The sequence below is a fragment of the Roseibium album genome, assembly GCF_965233825.1.
GTDB classification, from domain to species: Bacteria; Pseudomonadota; Alphaproteobacteria; order Rhizobiales; family Stappiaceae; genus Roseibium; species Roseibium album.
The window spans coordinates 1485505-1509253 of the sequence record NZ_OZ247583.1 but is presented as its reverse complement, the minus strand read 5'-3'; the positions used below and the strand labels follow the sequence as shown (position 1 = coordinate 1509253).

Annotated in this window: 22 protein-coding genes; 8 read left to right on the top strand and 14 right to left on the bottom strand. The window is 58.2% G+C overall.

Features of this window, described 5'->3' with window-relative positions; genetic code table 11:
* Positions 1-80: 80 nt before the first annotated feature.
* Together ACO6TI_RS07055 and ACO6TI_RS07050 are read right to left on the bottom strand one after the other, a co-directional pair.
* Positions 81-491, bottom strand: coding sequence for a hypothetical protein (locus ACO6TI_RS07055; RefSeq protein WP_422384628.1), 411 nt, complete (start codon positions 489-491; stop codon positions 81-83).
* Positions 466-1410: a homocysteine S-methyltransferase family protein gene (locus ACO6TI_RS07050; RefSeq protein WP_422384627.1), complete on the bottom strand. Its 945-nt coding sequence runs from the start codon at positions 1408-1410 to the stop codon at positions 466-468. Before ACO6TI_RS07050 ends, ACO6TI_RS07055 begins: the two co-directional genes overlap by 26 nt.
* Before the next feature lie 188 nt (positions 1411-1598).
* On the opposite strand from ACO6TI_RS07050, the gene ACO6TI_RS07045 reads away from it, so the two are divergent.
* A complete protein-coding gene (locus ACO6TI_RS07045; RefSeq protein WP_422384626.1) occupies positions 1599-2210 on the top strand; it encodes a TetR/AcrR family transcriptional regulator in 612 nt (203 codons plus the stop codon).
* Between the two features lie 52 nt (positions 2211-2262).
* On the opposite strand, the gene ACO6TI_RS07040 is transcribed toward ACO6TI_RS07045, so the two are convergent.
* Genes ACO6TI_RS07040 through ACO6TI_RS07010 form a run of 7 tightly spaced genes read right to left on the bottom strand, consistent with a single transcriptional unit; the run spans position 2263 to position 8691 of the window.
* The gene (locus ACO6TI_RS07040) at positions 2263-3213 is read right to left on the bottom strand and encodes a branched-chain amino acid ABC transporter permease (protein ID WP_055391762.1); all 951 of its coding nucleotides are present in this window, start codon (positions 3211-3213) and stop codon (positions 2263-2265) included.
* Complete coding sequence (locus ACO6TI_RS07035) at positions 3213-4103, bottom strand: branched-chain amino acid ABC transporter permease (protein WP_422384625.1); 891 nt, start codon at positions 4101-4103, stop codon at positions 3213-3215. The genes ACO6TI_RS07040 and ACO6TI_RS07035 overlap by 1 nt, the downstream gene beginning before the upstream one ends.
* The gene (locus ACO6TI_RS07030) at positions 4100-4819 is read right to left on the bottom strand and encodes an ABC transporter ATP-binding protein (RefSeq protein ID WP_055391764.1); all 720 of its coding nucleotides are present in this window, start codon (positions 4817-4819) and stop codon (positions 4100-4102) included. Before ACO6TI_RS07030 ends, ACO6TI_RS07035 begins: the two co-directional genes overlap by 4 nt.
* Positions 4816-5589, bottom strand: a complete 774-nt coding sequence (locus ACO6TI_RS07025; protein WP_055391765.1) for an ABC transporter ATP-binding protein — start codon at positions 5587-5589, stop codon at positions 4816-4818. The genes ACO6TI_RS07030 and ACO6TI_RS07025 overlap by 4 nt, the downstream gene beginning before the upstream one ends.
* Positions 5590-5606: 17 nt before the next feature.
* A complete protein-coding gene (locus tag ACO6TI_RS07020; protein WP_196880080.1) occupies positions 5607-6806 on the bottom strand; it encodes an ABC transporter substrate-binding protein in 1200 nt (399 codons plus the stop codon).
* Positions 6807-6850: 44 nt separating this feature from the next.
* The gene (locus ACO6TI_RS07015; protein WP_422384624.1) at positions 6851-7948 is read right to left on the bottom strand and encodes a cupin domain-containing protein; all 1098 of its coding nucleotides are present in this window, start codon (positions 7946-7948) and stop codon (positions 6851-6853) included.
* A 35-nt stretch (positions 7949-7983) separates the two neighbouring features.
* On the bottom strand, positions 7984-8691 hold the full coding sequence (locus ACO6TI_RS07010) for a GntR family transcriptional regulator (protein ID WP_422384623.1): 708 nt from the start codon (positions 8689-8691) through the stop codon (positions 7984-7986).
* Between the two features lie 198 nt (positions 8692-8889).
* Here ACO6TI_RS07010 and ACO6TI_RS07005 point away from each other — a divergent pair, with 198 nt between their 5' ends.
* Positions 8890-10026, top strand: a complete 1137-nt coding sequence (locus tag ACO6TI_RS07005) for an aminotransferase class V-fold PLP-dependent enzyme (protein ID WP_422384622.1) — start codon at positions 8890-8892, stop codon at positions 10024-10026.
* 3 nt (positions 10027-10029) lie between these two features.
* Here ACO6TI_RS07005 and ACO6TI_RS07000 read toward each other — a convergent pair whose 3' ends face one another.
* The 5 genes from ACO6TI_RS07000 to ACO6TI_RS06980 are packed head-to-tail and all read right to left on the bottom strand — an operon-like array spanning position 10030 to position 16630.
* Positions 10030-11583, bottom strand: a complete 1554-nt coding sequence (locus ACO6TI_RS07000; protein ID WP_422384621.1) for an indolepyruvate oxidoreductase subunit beta family protein — start codon at positions 11581-11583, stop codon at positions 10030-10032.
* Positions 11583-13733 carry a thiamine pyrophosphate-dependent enzyme gene (locus ACO6TI_RS06995; protein ID WP_108875352.1) on the bottom strand — a complete coding sequence of 717 codons (2151 nt, stop codon included), beginning with the start codon at positions 13731-13733 and terminating at the stop codon, positions 11583-11585. Before ACO6TI_RS06995 ends, ACO6TI_RS07000 begins: the two co-directional genes overlap by 1 nt.
* A 47-nt stretch (positions 13734-13780) precedes the next feature.
* Positions 13781-14275, bottom strand: coding sequence for a MarR family winged helix-turn-helix transcriptional regulator (locus tag ACO6TI_RS06990; RefSeq protein WP_196880085.1), 495 nt, complete (start codon positions 14273-14275; stop codon positions 13781-13783).
* Entirely contained in the window at positions 14272-15828 is a 1557-nt protein-coding gene (locus tag ACO6TI_RS06985; protein WP_422384620.1) for a phytoene desaturase family protein, read from the bottom strand. Before ACO6TI_RS06985 ends, ACO6TI_RS06990 begins: the two co-directional genes overlap by 4 nt.
* Positions 15829-15838: 10 nt before the next feature.
* Positions 15839-16630 (bottom strand): cyclase family protein, encoded by a 792-nt coding sequence (locus ACO6TI_RS06980; RefSeq protein WP_104704434.1) that lies wholly within the window; start codon positions 16628-16630, stop codon positions 15839-15841.
* A gap of 112 nt (positions 16631-16742) precedes the next feature.
* Between ACO6TI_RS06980 and ACO6TI_RS06975 the strand changes: the two genes are divergently transcribed.
* The 6 genes from ACO6TI_RS06975 to ACO6TI_RS06950 all read left to right on the top strand — a co-directional run bounded on the left by ACO6TI_RS06975 (position 16743) and on the right by ACO6TI_RS06950 (position 23520).
* Complete coding sequence (locus tag ACO6TI_RS06975) at positions 16743-18311, top strand: phytoene desaturase family protein (RefSeq protein WP_422384619.1); 1569 nt, start codon at positions 16743-16745, stop codon at positions 18309-18311.
* A 49-nt stretch (positions 18312-18360) separates the two neighbouring features.
* Positions 18361-19887 (top strand): ABC transporter substrate-binding protein, encoded by a 1527-nt coding sequence (locus ACO6TI_RS06970; protein ID WP_104704433.1) that lies wholly within the window; start codon positions 18361-18363, stop codon positions 19885-19887.
* Positions 19888-19989: 102 nt separating this feature from the next.
* Positions 19990-21000, top strand: coding sequence for an ABC transporter permease (locus tag ACO6TI_RS06965; protein WP_104704333.1), 1011 nt, complete (start codon positions 19990-19992; stop codon positions 20998-21000).
* The gene (locus tag ACO6TI_RS06960) at positions 20993-21844 is read left to right on the top strand and encodes an ABC transporter permease (RefSeq protein ID WP_108875356.1); all 852 of its coding nucleotides are present in this window, start codon (positions 20993-20995) and stop codon (positions 21842-21844) included. Before ACO6TI_RS06965 ends, ACO6TI_RS06960 begins: the two co-directional genes overlap by 8 nt.
* Complete coding sequence (locus ACO6TI_RS06955; protein ID WP_422384618.1) at positions 21841-22707, top strand: ABC transporter ATP-binding protein; 867 nt, start codon at positions 21841-21843, stop codon at positions 22705-22707. Before ACO6TI_RS06960 ends, ACO6TI_RS06955 begins: the two co-directional genes overlap by 4 nt.
* 9 nt (positions 22708-22716) lie before the next feature.
* Entirely contained in the window at positions 22717-23520 is an 804-nt protein-coding gene (locus ACO6TI_RS06950) for an ATP-binding cassette domain-containing protein (RefSeq protein ID WP_422384617.1), read from the top strand.
* Positions 23521-23749: the final 229 nt, after the last annotated feature.

Here is a 23749-nt window from a genome sequence, read left to right as displayed (position 1 = left end):
TCAACTCGAAAGTTACTATTTGGGAATTCAGTTGAGTACGTCCGGCAGATCACCGGCATGACGCCTGCGGTTCGCTGTTTTCAGTGCGCAGTGACCGGGCCCACCGGACCTCCTGAATCCCACTCCAGATGAGACTTTTCGACTTCCACGGGCGCGGCGTGATCATGTTGATCAGAAGGAGCGGCCAATTCATTGATATTCAGTCTTGCGGCTCCAGCGAGCGGAACCACCAAATACTGGAAGCATTCGCCGTCGAGTGCTTTTCCGACCGCTGGCCGGACTTCATCAAGTAGCAGTTTGGTTGCTGCGACGGAACGCTTCCGGTCCGCGGCAAGGTCGGAGGAAACGCTGGCCCCCGACTGAGCCTGACCGGCCAACGAGAGAACAAGCAAGGGCGATAATACAATTGATTTCAACATTTTAGCATTCCAATTCAAATAATGTGCAAATTCGAGACACGGCGGTTCAAGCTGCTGGTCGGAACTGATCATGTAAAGCAATGCACCCGACATGCCTGTGATCCGTGCCACAGCACCCGCCAACGACACGAATGTTGGGCAGATGGCGCAAGAGGTCTGCACTCAACCGGCCGAGTTCGCCCGGGTTTCCGTCATCAAGGGTTTCCGCTTCATCCAGTTCGGCATGGCTCATTCGCGAGGCGTTCGACCTGATGCCACCGACCCGCAGTTTCCACGATGCACCGGTTTCCAGCACCTCCCGGAAATGGTCGGGGTGAGCACAGTTGATCATGTAGTAGAGCGGACTGCTGTCGGTGGCCTCATCAACCTCTTCAATGGCTTCACGCAATGGCTGGCCGGATGGCAACCGGCCATCGGTTTCCAGCGTAAAGGCGATCACGGCCGGTAGATCGATTTCCCTTGCGGCCCGCGCGATACCAACCGCCTCCCCGGCATGTGTCAGCGTCATTGCGCTGATCATGTCTACACCGGCGCGTCCCAGGGCATGAATTTGGGGTGCATGGATCAAAAGCGCATCTTGATAAGAAAGTGTCGCGTCCGGGGCATAGGCATCGCCCGACGGGCCTACGAGCCCGTTGACCAGGATCGGCAAACTGTCCGTTTCGTGCCGCTTGCGGATCTCGGAGACAAAACCTACCGCCCGTTCGTTTGTCTGAAGAACGTCCGGGACCGATTTGCCCAATGGTCCTGCCCAGGCCACGCCCGCTCGCCAGGTCGGCGCATCCAGGATGAAACCGCGACCCGACTGGCGCGCTATTTCGACAAAACGTTCATAGTATTCGACCAGATCCCACCGTCCCTGATCGCTGTCCAGCAACACCGCTGCTGAAAAGCACGGCAGTTCATATCCCTTGTCAAAGATAAGATAGGTTTCCAGTCCGCCGTCGGATAGAAAGAAACGATCGGCCTGCATAAGCTCTTGAATTCGCATGAAAGCTGTCCTCTTGTGTTGATGACAAGAGACTTATTCGACGCCACGCCAAGCTGATAGTTGTCGCGTGGTCCGGTTGCGAAGATATTTTTTTCGTTTTATTTTCAATGAGTAAGGGAAGATTTTCTCCAAAGGTGTTTGCTTTGGGGAGTGTCAACTGGACTCGCGGTACAGTCGGGATGCAGCCGATGAAAGAGAAAATCGACACACGAACGAGAATACTCGACATTGCGGAAGCCGCGGTTCTTGAGAAAGGTTTCGAGGCAACGTCCATAGAAGAAATTGTCGCCGGTGCCGAGATTTCACGCGGCGGTTTCTTTTACCACTTCAAGGACAAGAACGCGCTGGCACGTGCCATGCTGGAGCGATACATCGAAGTCGAAAATGCTCTCTACGACGATCTGTTTGCGCGCGCCCGCGAACTGAATGACGACCCGTTGCATTGTATGCTCATCGGCCTGAAGCTGCTGGCAGAAATGCTGGAAGAAATGCCGACCGGGCACCCCGGTTGCGTGATCGCGTCGACGGCCTATCAGGATCGCCTGTTCGACGAAGGTGTCCGGGAATTGAACCGGCAGGCCATTCTCGGATGGCGAAAGCGGTTCAGAGGCATGTTCGAAGACATCTCGGAGCTCTACGAACCCAGGGAACCGGTCAATCTCGACGCGCTCGGAGACATGGTATCAGGCGTGGTTGAAGGCGGTCTCGTGTTGCAGCGTGCCTTGCGAGAGCACAACAACGCTTCCGAACAGATCATGTTGTTCCGCACCTACCTGAAGCTGCTGTTTGCACCCCGGTGATTGTCGCCGCCAACGACGCATCCCGAACGCGCGACCCCAGCCGTTCCCGTCGCTAATCCTTCCGGAATCTGACCGGCGGCGACTTCTCAGGCAAGAGCCCTGAACGAAAGCGTTGCAGAACAAATTGCAAAAGCAGGCCGACAAGCAGCATGCGGATGAATGAACTGCGGGTCGCCCATTCGGGTGGCAGGCGATTGGTGAAGATCTCCGTGACCGACCAGAGTGTCCAGATCGTCAGTGCGCCCAGAATGGCGCCCCTGTTGTTGCCCGAACCGCCGGCCATAAGCATCACCCAGACCAGGAAGGTCGTCAAAAGCGGGTCGGTCGCCGTTGGTGACAGGAAGCGGAAATAGTGAGCCGACAGACCGCCTGCAACACCCATGACCGCGCAGCCGATGACGAAGGTCTGAATGCGGTATTTCTCGACATTCTTGCCGGCAGCCAACGCGGAGGCTTCGTTGTCCCGTATCGCGCGAAGGCTGCGGCCCCAGGGGCTGTCGTAAAGCCGGGAGGTGGCAACATAAACCAGAAGTACGATCACCCAGACGAAGCCAAGAAAAACAACGTCCGACATGCGTCCCGTGGTGAAGTCGGAAAGTGGTCTCGGTATCCTGGAAACACCCAGGCTGCCATTCGTCAGCCAACTTTCGTTGACAAAGACGAGGCGCAAGATCTCGGCGATGCCGATGGACGCCATGGCGAGGTAGTCACTCTTGAGCCGCACGCAGATGCGGGCAACTGCCCAGCCCGTTATGCCCGCAACGAGCGCCGCACCGACAAGGCCGATCGGAACCGGCATTGAAAATCCGCCCAGGTGCCTGCCGGATGCCGCCGTCGAAAGGATCGCGGAGGTGTATGCTCCGACACCGTAGAAGCCGGCTATGCCTGCATTGAAGAGACCGCCCATGCCCCATTGGACATTGAGTGCAAGACAAAGCAGCGCGTAAATGCCGCCCATGATCAACAGGCTCACCACGTAGAAGAAAAGGCCGGTCAGTTCCATTACAAGAGCCTCCCCTTGAACAGCCCCTGCGGGCGGAAGATCAGCAGCGAAATCATGATCACGAAGGCGACTGCGGTCTTGTAAGACGGTGAGATCAGCGCTTCGTCGCCGATCCAGTGATAGGAGGACAATTCCTCTGCCATGCCGATGATGAAGCCGCCGGCCATGGCGCCCATTGGCTTGCCGATGCCGCCGAGAATGGCCGCCGCGAACATGGGCAGCAGCAGGTTCCAACCCAGGTTCGGGTGCGCGCTGGTGTTCAGTGCTGCGAAGGCTCCGGCAACGGCAGCGAGCGCGGCACCGATGATCCAGGTCCAGCGCACGACCTTCGCGGTATCGAGGCCGGAGACTTCTGCAAGTTCGGGATCATCCGCAACAGCGCGCATGGATCGGCCGGTCCTCGTCGCCGTCAGGAAAAAATGCAGCAAAACCGCGATCACCGCCGTCGTCACAATCGCCTGAAGGTGCAACACCGATACCCGGAAGGTGTCGAACAGGATCAATGGCGGTCGAACCCCGGCGACAAGGACCTGGTTCTCCGAGCCCCAGACAAGCTGGATCAGAGAACGGAACACAAGCGCGATCCCGAAGGAGGAAATCACCGTGTAGATCGTCGGCAGGTCGCGGAGCGGGCGGTAGAAATAGCGGTCGACGAAAAGGGCGGCGAAAACCGTCAGCGCCATGCCGAACGGCACGAGCAGAAGCGGGTTCACCGGCATGAGCGCTGCGACGGCCAGGATCCCGTAGGTTCCGAGCGTCATCAGGTCACCATGGGCGAAATGCGCGAACCGCAAAATCCCGAAGATCATCGATATGCCTACGGCGCCGAGTGCATAGATGCTGCCGATGGTGAGTGCCGGAAACAGGTAGAAATTGATGAATTCGCTCATCCGGCAGCGCCTCCGAGAAAGAGACGGCGTACGTCTTTGTCGCCAAGCAGTTCCTCGCCTGTGCCGCTGACGTGGTTGCGGCCATTGACGAGGATGTGGCCGTGATCGGCGATCTGCAATGCCTGGCGGGCGTTCTGCTCGACCATCAGGATCGTGATCCCTGTCTTGCGGATATCAAGCAGAAGATCGAAAATCCGTTCCAGGTAGGCAGGGGAAAGGCCTGCTGTCGGTTCGTCAAGCAGCACCAGTTTCGGTTCGCTCATTAGGGCACGGCCCATCGCAACCATCTGCCTCTGCCCGCCCGAGAGTTCTCCTGCAGGCTGCCTGAGCTTGCCCTTCAGATCGGGAAACAGCGAAAGAACCCTTTCGCGCGTCGCCTTCTGATCGGCTGGCGGTGCCGCGTAGGTGCCGACATCGAGGTTTTCATCAACCGTCATGGAAGGGAACACGTTTCTGTTCTGTGGAACGGCGGAGACACCCAGCGGCACAAGCGCGGATGTCCTGCATTCGGTCAGCTCACGTTCACCAAGCCGGATGGTTCCGGCGGAAACGCTCGTGAGCGCAAATATGGTCTTCAAGAGCGTTGACTTTCCCGCGCCATTCGGACCCAGGACGACAGCAATTTCACCAGGCTCCACGCTCAGCGAAATATCCTCGATGATCGGCGGGCCGCCATATCCAGCCGTCAGCCCCGTGACGGAAAGCTGCTCGGTCATAGCTGGGCCTCGTACTTTCCGCCGCCGAAATAAGCTTCGATCACACGTTCGTCCTGCCTGACCTCGTCGACCGTTCCCTCGGTCAGCAGAGTGCCCTGCGCCATCACCAAAACGTGGTCGCACAGTTTGGAAACGTAATCGAGATCGTGCTCGATCAGGCAGAACGTAAGGCCCCGTTCCCTGTTCAGCATCAGGATCTTGTCAGCCAGTTTGCCGAGCAAAGTCCTGTTGATACCCGCACCAATCTCGTCGAGCAGAATGATCTTGGGGTCGCGCATCAGGGCGCGGCCGAGTTCGACCAGTTTCTTCTGGCCACCGGACAGGTTTCCGGCCTTTTCGTCAATCACATGTTCCAGTTCGAGCAGGCGAACAGTTTCGCGTGCGGTTTCATAGATCCCACGCTCTTCCTGCAAATACCGGCCACGCCGAAAAATGACATTGAATACGTTCTCGCCGTCTGGCGCCGCCGCAGACGCCATCAAGTTCTCAAGCACGGAAAGCTGCGAAAATTCGTGCGGGATCTGGAAGGTTCGTGCCAGTCCGGCCTGAGCCCGCTGGTACGGCTTCAGTCCCGTTACATCATGGCCATCGAAATGAACACGGCCAGACGTTGGCCGGATCGCCCCGGCAATGACATTGAATGCGGTTGTCTTGCCCGCACCATTGGGTCCGATAAGACCCGTGATGCGGCCTGCGCCGATTTCGAAGCTTGCATGGTCTACCGCCCGCAAGCCTCCAAAATCGACGCAGATCTCGTCCAGTTGGATCACGCTACGATCAATCCGGCTTATTCGATGATGGCTATCTGCTTGTAGCCGTCGCCGTCGACGACGAACTTGCCGATATAGCCCCCGACATCCCCGTTTTCGTCGAACTCCGCAGTGCCGCTGGCACCGTCATAGTCGATGTCCTTGCCTTCCTTGATCAGGGCGACGGCCTTGGCCCAGTCGCCCGGCCCCACTTTCTCACCCGGAGCCATCGCGACTTGACGAAGAGCCTCGGCCATTTTGGCACGGTCCGTGGAACCGGCTTTCTCGATTGCCAGCAGAGCAAGGAATGTCGCGTCATAGGTCTGATCCACAAATGCCTTGTCGGCACCTTCGCCGTATTCGGCGTTGAAGGCATCGTGGAGCGTTTTCTGCGCCGGGTTTTCAGCCGGAGATGTCGGCGAAGAGAAGAATGACGTCTTGAGCGCATCGGCGCCGACATTCTGGATCAGAAGTTCGTCGCGCAGCCCGTCGGTTCCAACGAACCTGTCGAACAAGCCACCTTCGATCGACTGCCTGACGATCTTGCCGCCGCTATCTCCAGCGTAAGCAATCACGACGAGCGCCTGGGCATCCCCCTTGGCAAGGCTCGCCAGTTCAGAACGATAGGAATCCTTCTTTTCCTCATGCTTGTTTTCAGCAACGATTTCACCGCCGGCCTTCTTGTAGGCTTCCTTGAAGGTCTGGCCGATACCAACACCATAGTCGTTGTTCACATATGTGAGCGCGACTTTATCAAGACCTTCTTCAAGCACCATCTTGGCGAGAATTTCACCCTGATAGTTGTCGGAAGGAACAATGCGGAAAACAAGGCCATCATCCTGCAGTTCAGTCATGGCCGGCGAGGTTGCCGTTGGCGAGATCTGCGCAACACCTGCCGGGATAATCGCAGCTTCGGCTGCCGCAATCGTGGTTCCGGACATCAGCGACCCCATGACAATGGGGACGTTCTCGATGTTGACCAGTTTTTGGGCCGCATCGACGGCACCCTGCGCGGTCCCGGTGGTATCGCCATAGATTGCGACCACTTCTTCGCCCAGCAACCCACCCTGGTCATTCACGTGTTTGACAGCGAGGTTTGCCGCGTTTTGGAGCGGCGGAATGAAATTGGCGATCGGTCCGGTAATATCCATCAGGACGCCGATCTTGGTCTCCGCGTAGGCCAGAGAACTGGTGCCCAGCATCAACGTGGCGGCTGCAAGTGTAGTCAACTTCTTCATGCTTACTTCCCCTCATCGATTATTGTTATGTCCAATGCGCCCGTTCATTTCCTCCCAGACGAGCTCAGAACCTCGGTTTTGAACCGGCCCGGCAAGCTGACTTCAAGCAGCTCGAGGTCGGTTGTTGCGCCAGTGTATCGCGTCGCCATGTCCGGCGGGATCACGAAGGCGTCTCCGGCGGACAGGCGGTAAGGGTCTTTACCTTCGCCCTCCAGTGTCATTTCGCCTGCCAGCACAAAGTTGAAAAGAATGTCACAGTCGTGCCGCGTCCAGGGAGAAGCCTCCCCTGTTGCACGTGCAACCATAACAGATGCGACGCCCCTGGTGTTGTCCGAGATGCTTGTGTCCCGGACTTCGAAACCAGGAATACGGTAGGGTTCGAAAGTGCTCCCTCTGGCAAGATTGTGCACGAATTTCTGTCCTTGCCACTCCCTGTCCGGGCGTTCAACCGGCGTCGGCAGGGTCATTTCGTGATCAATCTCGGTAACATGCTCTGCCGGCACACCGATCTCGATCACCTCTATGCCGTCGGCAGCATGCATGACCCGGTGCCGGATTTCCGGCGGCTGAATGAAACAGTCGCCTGCCGTCAGCCGTCTCACATCACCCTGGTCCTCATAGAGAACATCAACCCAGCCCCGGACACAGAAGATCAGCTGAAAACCCACCTTATGGAAATGGACCATATCGGGAACCGGACCGTCGGGCACCCGGATGTGCGAGGCGATCATTGCCCCACCCAGGCGAGTTGGCACGAGGTCCCGGTATTCCATGCCGGCACGGCCGATCACCCAGGGTGCCTGATCGGCCAGCCGGCGAACGACGAAGGCGTGTCTGGTCTCGGGCAAGACCAGCGGCGGATTGAGTTCATCGATCTCGATCCGCGTACCGTTGGGCGCGACAAGGACACGTTCACCACCACCAAATTCGTCAGGGTCGTCCGTCAGGATCCGGATAGTGCCGGGTTTCTCCTGTGCGCCCTTTTCAATCCGTATTCGCAAACCATGGCCGGAAAACACCGCGATCTCGGGGCTGTCCGCCGGATAGATCATGTCGAGCCGCAACTTCAGCACCTTGGTAAAAAACGGCAGGTCCTTGCTGAGATCCTCGGTCGGCAATCGTATTTCCGCGCGTGTTTCCATCAATCCGTTTCCATCATCTTTTCCGTCTGCCAGCATCAACCGTTTCGAGCAGCAGTCGGCGTCTTGTGCTTCTGCGCTTCTTCGTGTGCGGCGAGATAGGCCGCCTCACCATCAAAAACGAAACGTAATATCCGGTCGGAAGCCGCAACGGCATCGCGTAGTCGAAATGCCTCAAAGAGCCGGGCATTGCCTTCCACGATGACCGGGTGATTTTCCGGATCGGCAAACGTCATCATGCGAACTGCCTGGACCTGGGTCATGTAGCGTTGCAGCGTCTTGCGGAGCGATGAATTCGAGACGGCATTCACCCAGCCGTTTCTGAATATCTCGCAGGCCCGAAACAGATTTTCCTGGTCACCTTCTTCCATTGCGAAACGGGCATCTTTCAGCGTCGCGTCCAGCAGCAGAATTTCCACCTCCGACAAGCCCTGTGCCGCCAGTGCCGCTGCCCTGGGTTCAAGCAGGCGTCGAAGGTCGAAAATCTCAAGGATCTCCTGGTGATCGATCCTCGGCAGAATGAACCCCTTGGTCGACGGCTCCAGATATCCTTCATGGGCCAGACGCATGAGAGCGTCACGCGCCGGCATCCGCGACACACCGAATTCCGCCGCAACCGCCGTGTCGACCAGCCGGTCCTTCAGACCGATTTCACCCTTTTGAATGCGCCCTACCAGTACGTCATGAATCTGAGCGCTGGTATTTTGCCCCACACCGGAAGACAGGGAAGATTTCAGATCAGGCAAATTCTCCCCCATACTTCGCTGCGGTGGCAAAATCGTATACTAATCTGGAGTGAAACTTGGCCTGATACTGCTTGTCAGCAATATTTTCGGCGCCATTCCAATCCTTTAAGCTTGAACTATTTCGAAAACTGTATACGAATAATCACCTACCGGTCAATACCAGCCGACCCGCAAAAACGCATCGCCCGAGAGACACGCATGACCGACAGGAAAGAGGGTTATTTCCTCTATCATTCCATAGGACAGTATCCTGGCAAGGAAGCCGACCTCTGCAAGGCGATGGCGGAACTTGCATCTGTGTGGAGTGCCCCGGATGATCAGCAGTGGTCCTATATGCTCGGCAAACGGGCCGAGTTCATTGACCTGTGGCGCGCGCTGATCGATGCTCCCGAAAGATCGACGACGACCTGCGAAAACGTCACGCAAGGGGTTCATATGCTGCTGACGTCACTGCCGGCCGACCGATTGCGCGGCCGGACGGTTCTGGTCGCAGCGGATTGTTTTCCCTCCAATCACTTTCTGCTTTCAAGGCTGCAGGAGCGTTTCGGATTCGAGCTCAAGACCGTCCACCCGAGGCAGGGTGCAAGCTGGGTTGCCGATGACGACATGATTGCCGAATGGGACAGCGATGTAGCATTGGCGCTTGTCACCTGGGTCAGTTCGACCACTTCGCACAAGACCAACCTGGAAAATCTCGCCACGCACGGCCGTGCGATGGGCAGCCTGATCGGGGTCGACATCACGCAAGCAGCTGGGTTGCTGCCGTTTTCGGTTCAGGAGCCGGAGATTGATTTTGCGGTTTCGACGAGCCTCAAGTGGATGTGCGGCACACCCGGTGCCGGCATGCTTTACGTTCACCCCGACCTGATCGCGGAGTGCCGGCCCGAACTGCGCGGCTGGTTCAGCCAGGACAACCCGTTCAACTGGGATATCGATGCATTCGACTATGCTCCCGATATCCGCCGTTTCGACAACGGAACACCCGCCATTCTGCCCGCGGCAGCAACGATCCCCGCCCTCAAATGGCATGCGACGATCGACACGCGCGCCCTTCTGCATCACAACAGATTGCTGTGCGACATTGTTATCGAGGGCACTGACGAGTTGGGGCTGACCCTGCTGACTCCTCGTAATGAGCAGGAGCGGGGCGGTAGCCTGATGATTGACCTGACATCGGAAGGCATTGCATCAGAAACGCTCGCCACATTGAACGCGGCCGGATTTTCCGCCGATATCCGCGGCACAATCCTTCGGTTGTCGCCAGGCATCCAGACAACGGAAGAGGCAACGCGAGAACTGGTCAACTTGCTCGGCGAGTCACACTCTGGTCACTGAAATTCAGGCTGCGAAACTCTCGACAGTCTTAAGCGCACCGTCCAGTTCACCGCCCTTTTCCTCCTTGAGTGCTGCTTCCCGCAGCCGCGCGACCCACTGCGGACCGTCGTCCCGGTTTTCAACCATGCGTGCACCGGACAGGACCTTGTCGAATTTCGACAAGCCGCGTGCATGGGTATCGGAATATCCCTTGATCAGGCGCCGGCAGCGCAGGATCTCAACAGCCATCCCGTACCGGTCAGGCAGATAACCCGACACCATCTGGAGCCATGCGTTCAGGTGATCCTGTTCCATTTTATGTCTCAGGGTCTTCAGCCGCCACTTTCGCAACCCGCCGAGAAAATACAGCATCGCGAAGCCGCGCAGGCTGTCGGTGCGGATGCGGCGCCCGCGATTGAACCAGCGATCGATCCTTTTCATCCAGGCCGGATCGTTCTCCAGTTTCCGGCCCGTCTTTTCCGGCAGCAGCCCGACAATCTCTTCCGCGCGCGGATGAAGATAGTCGGTCAATTGCAGAACATTGCCGTCTCCAAGACGCATCTCGTCTTCGATCCTATCAATGCGCTGCGCGCGTGTCTTGAGGTCGGCGACGCGGATCACATCGTCATAAGCCATTGCGTTGGCGATATATTTCGCCGCCTCGCTGGACAATTCGAATTTATTGTCTTCACTATCGGCCTCGATCAGGGGCGACAGGCGGTCAAGATATTCGGCCCCATAGGTGCAGTCCTGAAAGTCCACGACCTTGGTCAATCCGGCGGTTGCCATTTTACGGACTGGTTCGGGAAACGCCGCGATACGGGCTTCAAGGCTTGCCCACGCGGCCTGGCCGGCATCGGGTCCTCTGGGAGCAACGAGCTCCTGTTTTGAAGCAACCGGTTCTGCCGATTGTTCCCTTGCGCCGTTTTCCGCCAGGTCATAGCCCGCAGCAAAGGCGCGCAGGCTCGCTTCAACTCCCTTGCCACCCGCTCGGATTGCGTCCTCGAAGGCGGCGCGTTCGAATGGCAACGCCCCGGAGCCTGCGAGGGCACCAAAAAGCGAGGCCGAGATCACCGAGCCGACCTTGACCGCTGCGGTGTCCATGTCGGCGAGTATCAGTTTCTGCGATGCAACTTCGGCCGCGGCTTTGACTTCTTCGGACGAGGCCATGCCGTCTCCCGGCACGGTTTTCTCCGAGACCGCCAGCATCCGGTGGGTCGAGGCGATCAGCGTGGTCCTGTCAGGGGTTACAAAACCGCGCATGATTGCACGACCCGCTTCCATCATTTCCGCGGCGATAGTGATGTCCACGTCACCAGCAGACGGCGCCAGCGAAAAGACAGGGGTTGTTACATCGCCGGGAGCCATCTCGATATAGTAGATGGTCGCACCTGTCCTCTGGGCAACGCCGGCAACACTGGTCGCCTGACAATGATAGCCCTGGGCACGTGCCAGAGACTCGATCCAGTTTGTCAGAACACCACCGCCCTGGCCGCCGACGGCCATGACGGCAAGCTTAATGATGCCATCCAGCGCCGGATCGGTGGGCTGCGCATCAAGTGGCAACACCAGCGACATCAGATGCCCTCCCGGGAAAATGTTAGACGTTTGCTCGTGCGCCGATCCTGCAGCCAGGTGATCACCTTCCTGCGGATCCCGGCGAGCCAGGTTTCAAATCCTCCAGGGTTATGGACCACTTTCGCCTCGTAGAAGGACGGGCACAGGATCGCGGCATCTGCCACTTCGCCGCAATTGCCACAACCGACGCAGGACTGGTCGATGTGGGCAACGGGGTCGTCCCTGAGCGGATCGTCCAGTTTCTTGAGCGACAGAGAGGGACACCCGGACAGGCGGATACAGGCGTGATCTCCCGTGCAGACATCCTGATCGACACCGAAACGCGGCAACTCCACCCTTCGTCCGTCTGCAATCGCCTTGTTGCGCTGTGGCTTTTCCCGTCTCTGGCGGTTGAGCATGCATTCCGAAGACGCAACAATCACCTTCGGTCCCTTGTAGTCCGTCGTCAGGGCCTCACGAATGGTTTCACGCATCTTGGTGACATCATAGGTTCTGTCGATCTGCCGGATCCACTCCACCCCGGCACCCGCCAGCGCCTTGGAGATCGGATTGTTGGTCGACTTTGACTTGTTCAGGGCACGGCTAGACGGGACATCCTGACCGCCGGTTGCCGCTGAATAGTAGTTGTCGACGATGATTGCGACACTGTCCGACTTGTTGAACACCATGTTGCCGATCGACGAACTGAGGCCATTGTGCCAGAAACCGCCATCGCCCAGGATCGAGATCGCCCGCCGTTCGCCACCGCCATCGAAGGCGGCATTCGAAGCAGGTCCCAGGCCGTAGCCCATCGTCGAACCTCCAATTTCGAACGGCGGCAGGCAGGCGAACAGATGACAGCCGATATCTCCGGTGATCTGGCGTGCGCCGAGTTCCTGTTCGGCAAGTTTCAGCGAGGCGAAAATCGGTCGCTCCGGACAACCGGTGCAAAAGCCGGGCGGGCGGATCGGCACTGTCTTGCTGAGATCGGGCATTTGCGGCTTGGGAGAATTCGGCGCCAGCACCTTTGCCGGCAACAATTCCGGCGCGTATTGACGGACAAAGGCTTCAAGTCCATCGAACATGATCTGACCGGTATATTCGCCTGCCTTCGGGAAGATGCCCTTGCCTTCCAGCTTGGTGGACGCACCTTCCTTGTAGAGCATCGCGCCGATCTGCTGTTCGATGAATTCCGGCTGACCTTCCTCCACCAGAAGCACGGCTTCCTTGTTCCGACAGAAATCGAGAACATCGGATTTGACAACCGGATAAGTCACGTTCAAGACGTAGAGCGGGACAGAAGTGTTGCCGCTAATATCGGCAAGGCCCAGCCGTTGCAGAGCGCGGATGACACTGTTGTACATGCCGCCAAGGCACATGATACCGACCTTGCCCGCGTCCGGTCCGAACCGCTCGTTGAGCCCGTTTTCAAGAATGTATTTCTCCGCGGCGGGCCAACGGTTGTCGATCTTGTCATGCTCATGCGCATAGGACATGGGCGGCAGAACCACGCGCTTGAAATCCCGCTGCGGATTGGCAAGCGCCGTCTTGACCGGCAATGGCGGCGGGACATTGTCCGTGGTGTCGAAACTGCCCGTCACGTGACATGAGCGGATCCGTACCATCAGCATGACGGGAGTATTGCTTGCTTCCGACATGTTGAAACCGTCACCAACCGCCTTGACGATGGACGGCAGGTTCGGACGCGGATCCAGCAGCCAGAACTGTGATTTCATGGCGAAGGCGTATGACCGTTCCTGCATGATGGAGGAACCTTCGCCGTAATCTTCCCCGACAATGACAAGCGCGCCGCCATTGACACCGGAAGAAGACAGGTTCGCCAACGCGTCCGACGCCACATTCACGCCGACGGATCCCTTGAAGGTCACGGCACCTCGAATGGGATAGTGAACCGAAGCTGCCAGCATGGCCGCTGCGGCGGCTTCGGAGGCGTTGGCTTCAAAACGAATGCCCAGTTCGCTCATCAGATCTTCTGCGTCAGCCAGGACATCCATCAGATGCGATATGGGCGCGCCCTGGTAGCCGCCAACATAGCCAACGCCGTTTTCCAGAAGCGCCTTGGTGATGGCAAGGATGCCCTCCCCTGTGAAGACGTCTCCCGATCCTTTGCGAAGATGCTCTACCTCAGCCTTGAACGACCTTTCGGCCATCGGCTCCTCCCTCAGCGGTCTCTGGATCCCTTTCGAAGAAAGCGGATCTAAATCGGATGCTTGCGCACGTTTTTCAAAATGGTCTGCAATGTCGCAACAAAGGTTCGCTGATCAGCGTCGCTGATCCCGCGAAACATCTGCTGGTGGGCCGTTGCCAGATGCGGCCAGAGCATGTCATGCGTGTGCCGTCCCTCTGTCGTCAGGTGTATCCGAACAGCCCTGCTGTCGTCCTTGTCGGTGACCCTTTCCACCAGGCCGTCGCGCTCCAGCGCATCAAGGGCACGACTGAGCGTCGATGTTTCGACCACGGCGTAAATCGACAGATCCCGGATCAGCAATCCATCAAGCACGGAAAGGACCGCAAGCGCGCGCATCTTGGGCGTCGTGAGCCCGAGTTTTGCCATTTCATCACGCAGCGCGGCATTGTAGCGCCCCATGATGCGGTTCATCAGGTAAGGCGGAAAATTCTCAAGTCCGATCTCACCCAGGCGCGGGACGCGGGCATTCTGCTCCATCAGCTCCAGCCCGTCTTCCTTTTTCATGCACCCATCCTTTTTGCCAGGTTGTAGCCGGACCCGCCGCCAAGCCCCGGACCCGGATGCGTCGAGGCACCGATCATGTGAAGGTTTGCAATTGCGGTGGCGCTGTTAACGGATTGGGTGAAGGGGCGCCAGACGAAAAACTGGTCAATGCTACAGGCACCGCCATAGGGATCGCCGCCCACAAGGTTCATGTTGAGATCGTTCAGGTCGGCAGGTGAATAAGCGCGGCGTGCGAGCCTGATCCCGTCAAAATTCCGGATGTGCCTTCGCAAAATTTCCTCAAGCCTGTCGGCGAAGGCTTCACGCACAGCCTCTGTCCATTCCGGGCCCGTCTCGATCTCGCCTGCGGCATCTCCCTTGATCACGCGCGGTGCATCGGGGATCTGGAGCCACAACACTGCTTTCCCATCCGGCACACGTGACGGATCCAGCCTGTGCGGCTGGCCGACACAGATTGTCGGCGTTACCGGCAACAGGCCTCTTTCGGCCTCGTTTGAGGATTTCGAGACACTGTCGATCCCGTCTGTCAGGTGGATCAATGCAACATCTTCAAGTCCGTCAGCAATCCATTCCGGCTCGCCGCTCAACGCGTAGTGCAACTGGAAATTTCCGCGCCCGTACCTGTAACGCTCCGCATGTGCCGGCGGCGGCGCGTCTTCGAGCAGCCGTTGGTGGAGTTGTGTCGGTGTGACCGAGGCAATGACGGATTTCGCTTCGATACTCTGACCGCCGCCCGTCTCGACTCCAACTGCCTTGCCGTTCGTGACGATGATACGCTCGACATCGACACCGGTGCGGATCTCGCCCCCATTTTCCTCGATCAGGCCTCGAAACACCTCCGGTACCTTTCCCGCGCCCCCCTTGGCAACGGGAGCCCCGGCGGCTTCCAGCGCAAACGCGATGACCCGGCCCATCTGGCCGGAATAGGTGCTTTCCGGAGTCAAACCGGTGTGCAATACCCACGGCGCCCAGAGTGCCTGCACTGTTTCACTGTCGTAACCGTGTTCCAGCCAGGCTCGTGCAGGCTGAAGGGCATCACCGAACCAGGTTTTCAACCCGTTCAATCCGAGTTTCCAGGCCTGTCTGGCCATGAGCCGCGCCATCTTGCCTGACCAGAGCGGGCTGCCCAGCAGGGCAAACAGAAAATCCGCATCCGCCTCAATGCCTCCGACATCTGCTGCATGCTGACTGCCGTCTCCCGGCCCAAGGGCATCAAATGCGGCGACATTGGCTGCACGGTCCATCGTGAGGACGGCCGTCTGGCCGCCTGGGCGCAGTACGGCGGTGGGATTGGCAGCGTGACAGAACTCAAGGCCGTGGCGACCGAGGTCCGCGGCGATCTCACCATAAGCCGGAGACGTCAGAAACAGAACGAAGGTGGCCGCCATCACATCATGATGAAAACCGGGCAGCGTGATCTCTTCGGTCCGCATGCATCCGCCAATGCGATCCGATCGCTCGAGCACCAGAACAGGTTCGCCCTTGCGCGACAGCAATGCTGCCGCGACGAGTGCGTTGATCCCGGAACCGATAATCACATGCGGTGCGGACACGAAACCGGCCTCAGTTGCGAGGAACCAGGGCCAAAGCGCGGATCGGGCTGCCCGTGCCGCGTTCGATCTTCAATGGCGCTGCAATGAGGATCGCGCCCTTTGCCGGGAGCTTGCTCAGATTGGTCAGCGACGCCAGACCGAAACAATTGTCCCTGTGAAGAAGATTGTGAGCCGGGTAGGGTGGCTCCATGCCACCGGCCTGGCCGGCATCCGTACCGATACACTGGGTCCCCCAACCGACAATCTTCTTCGACAGCAGATATTCGATTGCATCCGGGGTCGGGCCGGGGCTGTGCGGACCGGTCTCGTCGGTATTCAGGAACAGGTTCTCGTCATGCGCCCGGTTGTCCCAGTCGGTGCGCATGACGACCCATTCGCCGGCACCGATCGCACCATGCTCCGCTTCCCACGCCTTGATGAGGTCAGCGGTCAGAAGGAAATCGGCGTTTTCCGCGCTTTCCTTCGAGCAATCAATCACGTTTACCGGGGCGACGAGGCGCTGCACACTGAGCGTGTCGGTAAAGCCGTCTTCGTAGTCCTTACCCGTGATCCAGTGGTGCGGCGCATCGAAATGCGTGCCGGAATGCTCGCCCAGAACCATCCAGTTCCACGCGAAAAAGGGTCCGTCTGAATCATATTCGCTGATCTTGTGGATTTCGACCTTGGGCGTGTTCTTGGCGAAATCCGGCGGCAGCTGAATGATCGGCGTGCCCGGCCCCAAAACGCCCGTGCAGTCCACCACTTCAACTTCGCCGGACAGAATTTTCGACCCCAGTCCGCTGAGTGCGCTCTCTGCTGACATCTCTTGCTCCCTCTGTACCACTTGGCCTGTCGGCTCGTTTTAGCAATTCAATGCTAGACAGATTTAGTTGTATTTGCAATTATCTATTTCGAGGGGGACAAGGATTTGCGCGATGGATGAGACTCTGGACGGCGTGATCATCGGCAGCGGACACAACAGCCTGGCCTGCGCAGTCCATCTTGCTGCGAATGGCTGGAAGGTCGGCGTCTTTGAACGCGCTGCAACGCCTGGCGGGGCTGTAAAAACGGGAGAGTATACTCTTCCCGGGTATCGTCACGACTGGGCGGCAATGAACCTCTCCCTTTTCGCCGGATCCGGATTTTGCAAGGAACATGGCGACGAGCTGCGAAGCAATGGGCTGGAATTTGCTCCGGCATCTGATTGTTTCTCTTCCGTTTTTCCCGACGACTCCTGGTTGGGCGTCAGCAATGACCTCGAAACGACCGCTGGCAGGATTGAGGCGATCAGCCCGGAAGACGGGAAGGTCTGGCGAGAATTGACCAGAGAGTTTCCCGCCACTGCAGAAGCGCTGGTCGGTCTTCTGAGCAGCCCGGCAAAAAAACGTGCATTTGCATATATATTATATAAAAAGTGGCGACAGTCCGGAACGGCTGGCGTCCTCGACCTTGGCCGCTTCCTGCTGTCGTCACCCCGCGACTGGCTGAACGAGACCTTCGAATCCCCGAAAGTACGCGCGCTGCTCGGCGCCTGGGGAATGCATCTGGACTTCGCCCCCGACATCTCCGGCGGCGCGCTGTTTCCCTATCTGGAAGGCATGGCGAACCAGGCATTCGGAATGGTTCTGGGCAAAGGTGGCGCCGGAACCGCGACGTCCGCCATGATGTCGACGCTCGAAGCACGCGGCGGCACGGTAACCTGCGATGCAGAGGTTACCCGCATCATCCTCGAAAACGGCGCAGCGAAAGGCATCGAACTTGCCGATGGACGCAAGATCATGGCGAGCAAGGCGGTAATCGCGAATGTTGCCCCCAAGGCCCTTCTGAAGCTCGCCGGAGAGACCGGCAACACACACTACGACGACGGGCTGAGGAAATTTTCCCATGCTCCGGGAACGATGATGATGCATCTTGCCGTCGACGCTCTTCCCGACTGGCGAGCCGGCGACGAACTCAAGAAGTTCGCTTACGTTCATCTAGCGCCCGAAATCGACCAGATGGCCCGCACCTATGCCCAGGCACAGGCAGGACTGCTGCCCGACGAGCCGATCATCGTCTGCGGTCAGCCAACCGCGATCGATGCAAGCCGTGCGCCTGAGGGAAAGCACGTATTGTGGCTGCAGATCCGGATGGCGCCGGGGAACATCAGGGGCGATGCCGCAAACAAGATCACGGCAACAGACTGGGAAACGGCGGCCGAACCTTTTGCGGAGCGGGCGCTTGATATCGTTGAACGCTATGCGCCGGGAACACGCTCGAAAATTCTGAAATCGCATATTGTGACACCCGCCATGATGGAGGCGGACAATCCAAATCTGGTTGGAGGAGATCAGATTTGCGGAAGCCATCACCTGACCCAGCACTTCATGTTCAGACCTGTACGCGGCCATGCCGACGGAAGCACGCCGGTGGGGAACCTGTTCCATACCGGTGCTGCCGTTTGGCCGGGAGCAGGCACGGGAGCCGGGCCCGGATATCTTCTCGCTCGAAAGCTCGCCGGATAGCGAAAACGAAAACACGCACGGCGTTCAGATAAAAATGGGGAACATAACAATGAAGGTTTCAAGACGCACGCTTCTTAAAAGCGCGGCCGCCAGCGGAGTGCTGACAGCCGTGGGAACTCCCGTATTTGCAAGCGAAATCGATGAACTGGTTATCGCCTACAACGTCAATCTGCCGAGCTGGGACCCGACTGTCGGCCCATCTGCGGTGAACCCGACAATCCAGGGTATCTACCAGTCCGTTTTCGACATGTTCATTCATCAGAACCCGGATCTGAGTTTCGGACCGGGCATCGTGACCGAGTGGGGCTGGAACGACGACAAGTCCAAGATCTGGATGGATGTGCGCGAAGGCGTGACCTGGCACAATGGCGATCCGCTGACACCGGAAGACGTTGTCTGGTCGCTTGAAAGGGCCGGCAACCCGGAAACGGGCAATCCAATCCAGTTCATCTGGGGCAAGATCGGCAATTTCCAGATCGACGGCAACCGGATTACAGCGGATGTGAAGGAATACGAACCCACGATCTTCAAGTGGATGAGCTTCCTGACAGGCTACGTACTTCCGAAAAAATACTATGAAGAAGTCGGTGCGGAGGGCTTCGAAGCCAATCCGGTCGGAACCGGTCCCTATATGGTCGACAAGTTCGAGCGCAACGCGTTCGTGCGCTTGAAAGCCAACGAAAACTACTGGGGCGGTGCGCCGGAATTCAAGACGGTTACGATAAAATTTGTCACGGATGCTTCCAGCCGTACCTTCGAGGTCAGCTCAGGCAACTCTCACGTGACCCTGGAAATGCCTTACGAGGAATTCGACCGCCTGAAACAGCAGGACGGCATCGAGGGAACAGCGGCTCCAATCTCCGATATCGGCATGATATTCATCAATGATGTCGAACCGATGAACGATCCGAACGTTCGCATGGCAATGGCACACGCGATCGACAAGAAGACCATCATCGAACGGCTCCTGTCCGGCTATGGTGTTGCTATCGACACGCTTCAAACGCCTGACTACACCGCCTACGATCCTTCCGTCACGGTTCCCTATGACCCGGAAAAGGCAAAGGAACTGCTTGCCGCATCCGGATATGGTCCGGACAATCCGGTCAAGTTCAAGATCCAGACCACACGCGGTTTCAAGCCCAAAGACTACGAGATCATTCAGGTCATCGTCGGTCTGTGGCGCAAGGTAGGTATCGAAGCCGAAATCGAGGTCTACGAGATCGCCAAGCACTACGAACTGCGCGCGGCAGACACGCTCGCACCGGCTGCGTTCTACAACTGGGGCAACGCGATCGGGGATCCGACCACGTCGACAGGGTTTGCCATGTTCGGCCCGTCACCACATTCGGTCTGGGACGGGGAAGACCTGATGCAGATGATCATTCCGCTCTGGGGTGAAGCCGACGAGCAGAAACGCATCGACGGCTGGAAGGAAGTGGACAAGCACATTGCCGAAAACGCACTTGTGCTGCCGCTGATCCAGTATGTGCAGCCGATCCTGCACAGCGACAAGGTCAAGGTTACGCCGCATGCCTCCGGTGCCTTGCTGCCGCATCTGATGACCCGTTCGTAAGTCCGGGAAAGATCAACTCCGTCTTCGCCGCTGGACCTGTACCCACCCTTTCAACGGGTCCCGCGGCGGTTCTCTTTTCCGAACGACAGGCCTGAACCTCACATGCAGATCGTGCGTGCGCTGCTGACGCGCCTAGCGACAACACTGGTAACCCTGTTGGGGGCAGCCATCATCGTTTTTGTCGTGATCCGGGTCGTCCCAGGCAATCCGATTGCAATGATGTTGCCGCCCGGTGCGACAGAAGCGGATATCGAGCGCCTGAAAACGCTTTACGGCCTGGACAAGAGCATTCCGGAACAATTCTGGATCTGGATCGTCAATGTCGTTCAAGGCGATTTCGGAACTTCGATCACCTTGCGCCAACCGGTCTTCGATCTCGTAATCGGCCGCTTGCCGGCGACACTGGAACTTTCGCTGATGGCCCTTCTGATCGCGGTTCTCATCGGTGGAACCGCAGCACTGACCGCGACACTTTACCGGGATACCAAGATCGAGGGCGGCATCGATGTGGCGGGCGGCGTCGCGCTGTCGCTGCCTGATTTCCTTTGGGGACTGGCGCTCATCCTGGTTCTCGGCGTCCTCTGGCCGCTGTTTCACATCTCCGGGCGTGTATCCCCGTCACTCGGCTTCGACTTCCAATCCAATTTCTTTCTGCTCGAGGCCCTGCTCAGATTGCGTTTCGACGTCGTTTTCGATCTGCTCGGACACATGCTGCTGCCGGCTTTTGCCCTGGCAATCCCGCTCGCCGCCATCATCCTGCAATTGCTCAAGCAGTCGTTGAAGGAATGCATGCATGACGACTACATCACACTCGCCCGCACAAAGGGCTATTCCGAAACGTCGATCATCACCCGCGATGCATTGCCGAATGCGATCCTGCCGACTTTGACTCTCATCGGTGTACAGTTCACCTTTCTCATCGGCGGCACGGTGATCATCGAGAGGCTGTTTTCCTACGAAGGCCTCGGCAACATGGCGATCGATGCCGTCATCAACCGCGATCTTCCGCTCATTCAGGGCATCGTTCTGGTGTTCGCCCTGCTGTTTACTCTCGTCAATCTTCTGGTGGACATGACCTACGCCGCATTGAACCCGAGGTTGCGCCATGCGTGATGCCCGCGGAGACATTCGCCAATTGCCCGGTCTTCGGCTCTGGCTGAGCGGCGGCTGGCTGCTCCTCCTGGTGCTGGCAGCCGTCTTTGCGCCGATGCTCAGCCCGCATGACCCGCTGGAGCAGGATCTCTTTGCGGCACGGCTTCCCCCTTTCTGGGAGCAGGGTGCCGACCCTGCCTATCTCCTGGGGACGGACTCGCTCGGCCGTGACCTGCTGAGCCGGATGCTCTATGGCGCGAGACTGGCGCTGACCGTTGCCCTTGTCGCCGGCACACTCACCTGCCTGGTGGGTGCGACGCTCGGGCTGATCGCTGGCTATTATCGCGGTTGGGCAGATCTGGTGATCTCACGCCTGGTCGATATCTGGATGGCATTTCCTCCGGTCCTCTTCGCCATCCTTCTGATTGCCGTTCTTGGCACCGGCCTGACATCGATCATCATCGCTATTGTGGTAATCGACTGGACGCGGTTTTCCCGTGTCGTGCGCGCCGAGGCCATGAGCCAGGGCGCGATGGACTACGTTGCCTCTGCACAAGTGGCCGGGCGCAGCCGGCTCGGGATCGCGCTCGCGGAAATCCTGCCCAATGTGTTGCCGACCATCGTTGCGCTGCTGACCCTCGAAATGGGGATTGCAGTGATCGTCGAAGCAATCCTGAGCTTCGTCAACCTGTCCATTTCGACCGACGAACCGACCTGGGGCGGCATGATCGCGGAAGGCCGGACATCAATCTACCAGGCCTGGTGGGTGCTGGTATTTCCCCTCTTTGCGCTCTTCCTGACGGTGCTCAGTTTCTCGCAGCTTGGCGAAGGCCTCAAAGAATACTTCGATCCGGTGCTGCGATGAGCTACCTGTCCATTCAGGATCTGTCGGTCCGGCTGAGAAACGGCCTCCCCCTGCTGCGCAAGGTCTCGCTCGATGTGAAGGCCGGGGAGGTTCGCGCCCTGGTCGGAGAAAGCGGCGCGGGCAAAAGCATGATCGGCAAAGCGGTGCTGGGTATTCTGCCGAGAGCAGCGCGCCTTACCGGCGGGAAAATCCTCCTCGATGGTGAAGATCTTCTGGCGTTGCCGCCAAAGACAAGACGTCAGAGGATCGGCGCAAAGGCCGCGTTGATCCCGCAGGATCCGCTAACTGCGCTGAATCCGTCCCGACGGATCGGACCACAGATTACGGATCGCCTCGTCGACATTCTCGGCTGGAAGCGTCCCGAGGCCGAAGCGCGCGCGCTTGAGTTGCTGGAAGAGGTCCACATTCAGTCGCCCGGGCGCGTGATGAAGTCCTATCCGCACGAACTGTCCGGCGGCATGCGGCAACGGATCCTGATTGCGTCCGCCTTTGCCGCCGAGCCCAAACTCATCATCGCGGATGAACCGACGACTGCGCTCGATGTAACGGTTCAAAAACAGATCCTTAAACTGATCCGCGAAATGCAGGAACGGCACCAGACAGCGCTCCTGTTCGTGACCCATGATCTCGGCGTCGTGTCAAAAATCAGCCAGTCTCTTTCTGTTCTCTATGCGGGAAAGGTTATCGAGGACACCGATGTTCGTACCTTTTTCGATGCCCCGCAGCACGCCTATTCGAAGGCGCTTCTGGCAGCGACCCCCAAATACACCGATCCGGATGGCTCGCTGATGCCGGTCCCGGACAACATCATCGCTGCGGTGGAACGCGAAGTTGCCGCTTTCGATGCGCAAATGAACGAGTGATGAGAAGCCGTGAGTGACCTGATCTACCAACTCAAGGACTTGAAAGTCTCCTTTCCGGACCTGTCGCAAAAGCCGCTTCTTGGCGCCGCCCCGCGAACGCATGTCCTCAAGGGCCTGACATTCGATATCGCAAAGGGCGATGTCCTCGGCATTGTCGGCGGTTCCGGCTCGGGCAAATCGACCCTCGGACGCACCATGATCCGTCTGCTGGAACCGGATTCCGGCTCAATCCTGTTCGAAGGCAGTGAAATCGCGCATATGAACGAAGACGATCTGCGCCCCCTTCGCAAGAAGTTCCAGATGATCTTTCAGGATCCGATGTCCTCGCTCAACCCGCGCCGACAGGTCGGCGGTATTATTGCCGGGCCCATGCGTCTGCAGGGGTTCGACAACCTGTCTGCGCGCGTGAACGAAGCGCTGGAGATGGTCGGACTGCCGAAAACCTTCACGAACCGCTATCCGCACGAGCTTTCAGGCGGCCAAAGACAAAGGGTGGGGATCGCCCGCGCCATTGCACTCAGGCCAGATTTCATTCTGGCCGACGAAATCGTCTCCGGACTCGATGTCTCCTCCCAGGCCCAGGTCCTGAATCTTCTGGAACAGCTGGTTCGGGATCTGGGATTGACACTCGCCTTTGTCAGCCATGACCTGTCCGTAATCCGGCGCCTGTGCAGTCGCATTCTCGTTCTCCATCAGGGGGAGATTGTCGAAAACGCACTGACAGCAAATCTCTTTTCCAACCCGCAGGCCGACTATACCAGGACGCTGCTCGATGCCATTCCGCTGCCAGATCCAAATCAGGTCTGGGAATAAAGCAACCGGTGGCCGATCCAAGATCAAATCCATATCCCGACTTCTCTCTGGTTCGCGGTAGACTTTAGGCAGCAAAGCTTTGTCTGCAATGAAAGCTGTACACTGTTCCGTACATGACTTGAGTCAAACCCAACAATTCGAATTCCTGCTAGAAAACTTCCGGAGACTTCGAAGGAACACGTTTCGCTTCGAAACAGCAAAGCACTCCAAATCCGCATTTCGAAGTGCA

Bases quoted from the DNA above. Each gene is read 5' to 3' on its own strand.
- ACO6TI_RS07055 (WP_422384628.1), bottom strand. From the start codon at position 491: ATGATCAGTTCCGACCAGCAGCTTGAACCGCCGTGTCTCGAATTTGCA.
- ACO6TI_RS07050 (WP_422384627.1), bottom strand. From the start codon at position 1,410: ATGCGAATTCAAGAGCTTATGCAGGCCGATCGTTTCTTTCTATCCGAC.
- ACO6TI_RS07045 (WP_422384626.1), top strand. From the start codon at position 1,599: ATGAAAGAGAAAATCGACACACGAACGAGAATACTCGACATTGCGGAA.
- ACO6TI_RS07040 (WP_055391762.1), bottom strand. From the start codon at position 3,213: ATGGAACTGACCGGCCTTTTCTTCTACGTGGTGAGCCTGTTGATCATG.
- ACO6TI_RS07035 (WP_422384625.1), bottom strand. From the start codon at position 4,103: ATGAGCGAATTCATCAATTTCTACCTGTTTCCGGCACTCACCATCGGC.
- ACO6TI_RS07030 (WP_055391764.1), bottom strand. From the start codon at position 4,819: ATGACCGAGCAGCTTTCCGTCACGGGGCTGACGGCTGGATATGGCGGC.
- ACO6TI_RS07020 (WP_196880080.1), bottom strand. From the start codon at position 6,806: ATGAAGAAGTTGACTACACTTGCAGCCGCCACGTTGATGCTGGGCACC.
- ACO6TI_RS07015 (WP_422384624.1), bottom strand. From the start codon at position 7,948: ATGGAAACACGCGCGGAAATACGATTGCCGACCGAGGATCTCAGCAAG.
- ACO6TI_RS07005 (WP_422384622.1), top strand. From the start codon at position 8,890: ATGACCGACAGGAAAGAGGGTTATTTCCTCTATCATTCCATAGGACAG.
- ACO6TI_RS07000 (WP_422384621.1), bottom strand. From the start codon at position 11,583: ATGTCGCTGGTGTTGCCACTTGATGCGCAGCCCACCGATCCGGCGCTG.
- ACO6TI_RS06995 (WP_108875352.1), bottom strand. From the start codon at position 13,733: ATGGCCGAAAGGTCGTTCAAGGCTGAGGTAGAGCATCTTCGCAAAGGA.
- ACO6TI_RS06990 (WP_196880085.1), bottom strand. From the start codon at position 14,275: ATGAAAAAGGAAGACGGGCTGGAGCTGATGGAGCAGAATGCCCGCGTC.
- ACO6TI_RS06980 (WP_104704434.1), bottom strand. From the start codon at position 16,630: ATGTCAGCAGAGAGCGCACTCAGCGGACTGGGGTCGAAAATTCTGTCC.
- ACO6TI_RS06975 (WP_422384619.1), top strand. From the start codon at position 16,743: ATGGATGAGACTCTGGACGGCGTGATCATCGGCAGCGGACACAACAGC.
- ACO6TI_RS06970 (WP_104704433.1), top strand. From the start codon at position 18,361: ATGAAGGTTTCAAGACGCACGCTTCTTAAAAGCGCGGCCGCCAGCGGA.
- ACO6TI_RS06965 (WP_104704333.1), top strand. From the start codon at position 19,990: ATGCAGATCGTGCGTGCGCTGCTGACGCGCCTAGCGACAACACTGGTA.
- ACO6TI_RS06960 (WP_108875356.1), top strand. From the start codon at position 20,993: ATGCGTGATGCCCGCGGAGACATTCGCCAATTGCCCGGTCTTCGGCTC.
- ACO6TI_RS06955 (WP_422384618.1), top strand. From the start codon at position 21,841: ATGAGCTACCTGTCCATTCAGGATCTGTCGGTCCGGCTGAGAAACGGC.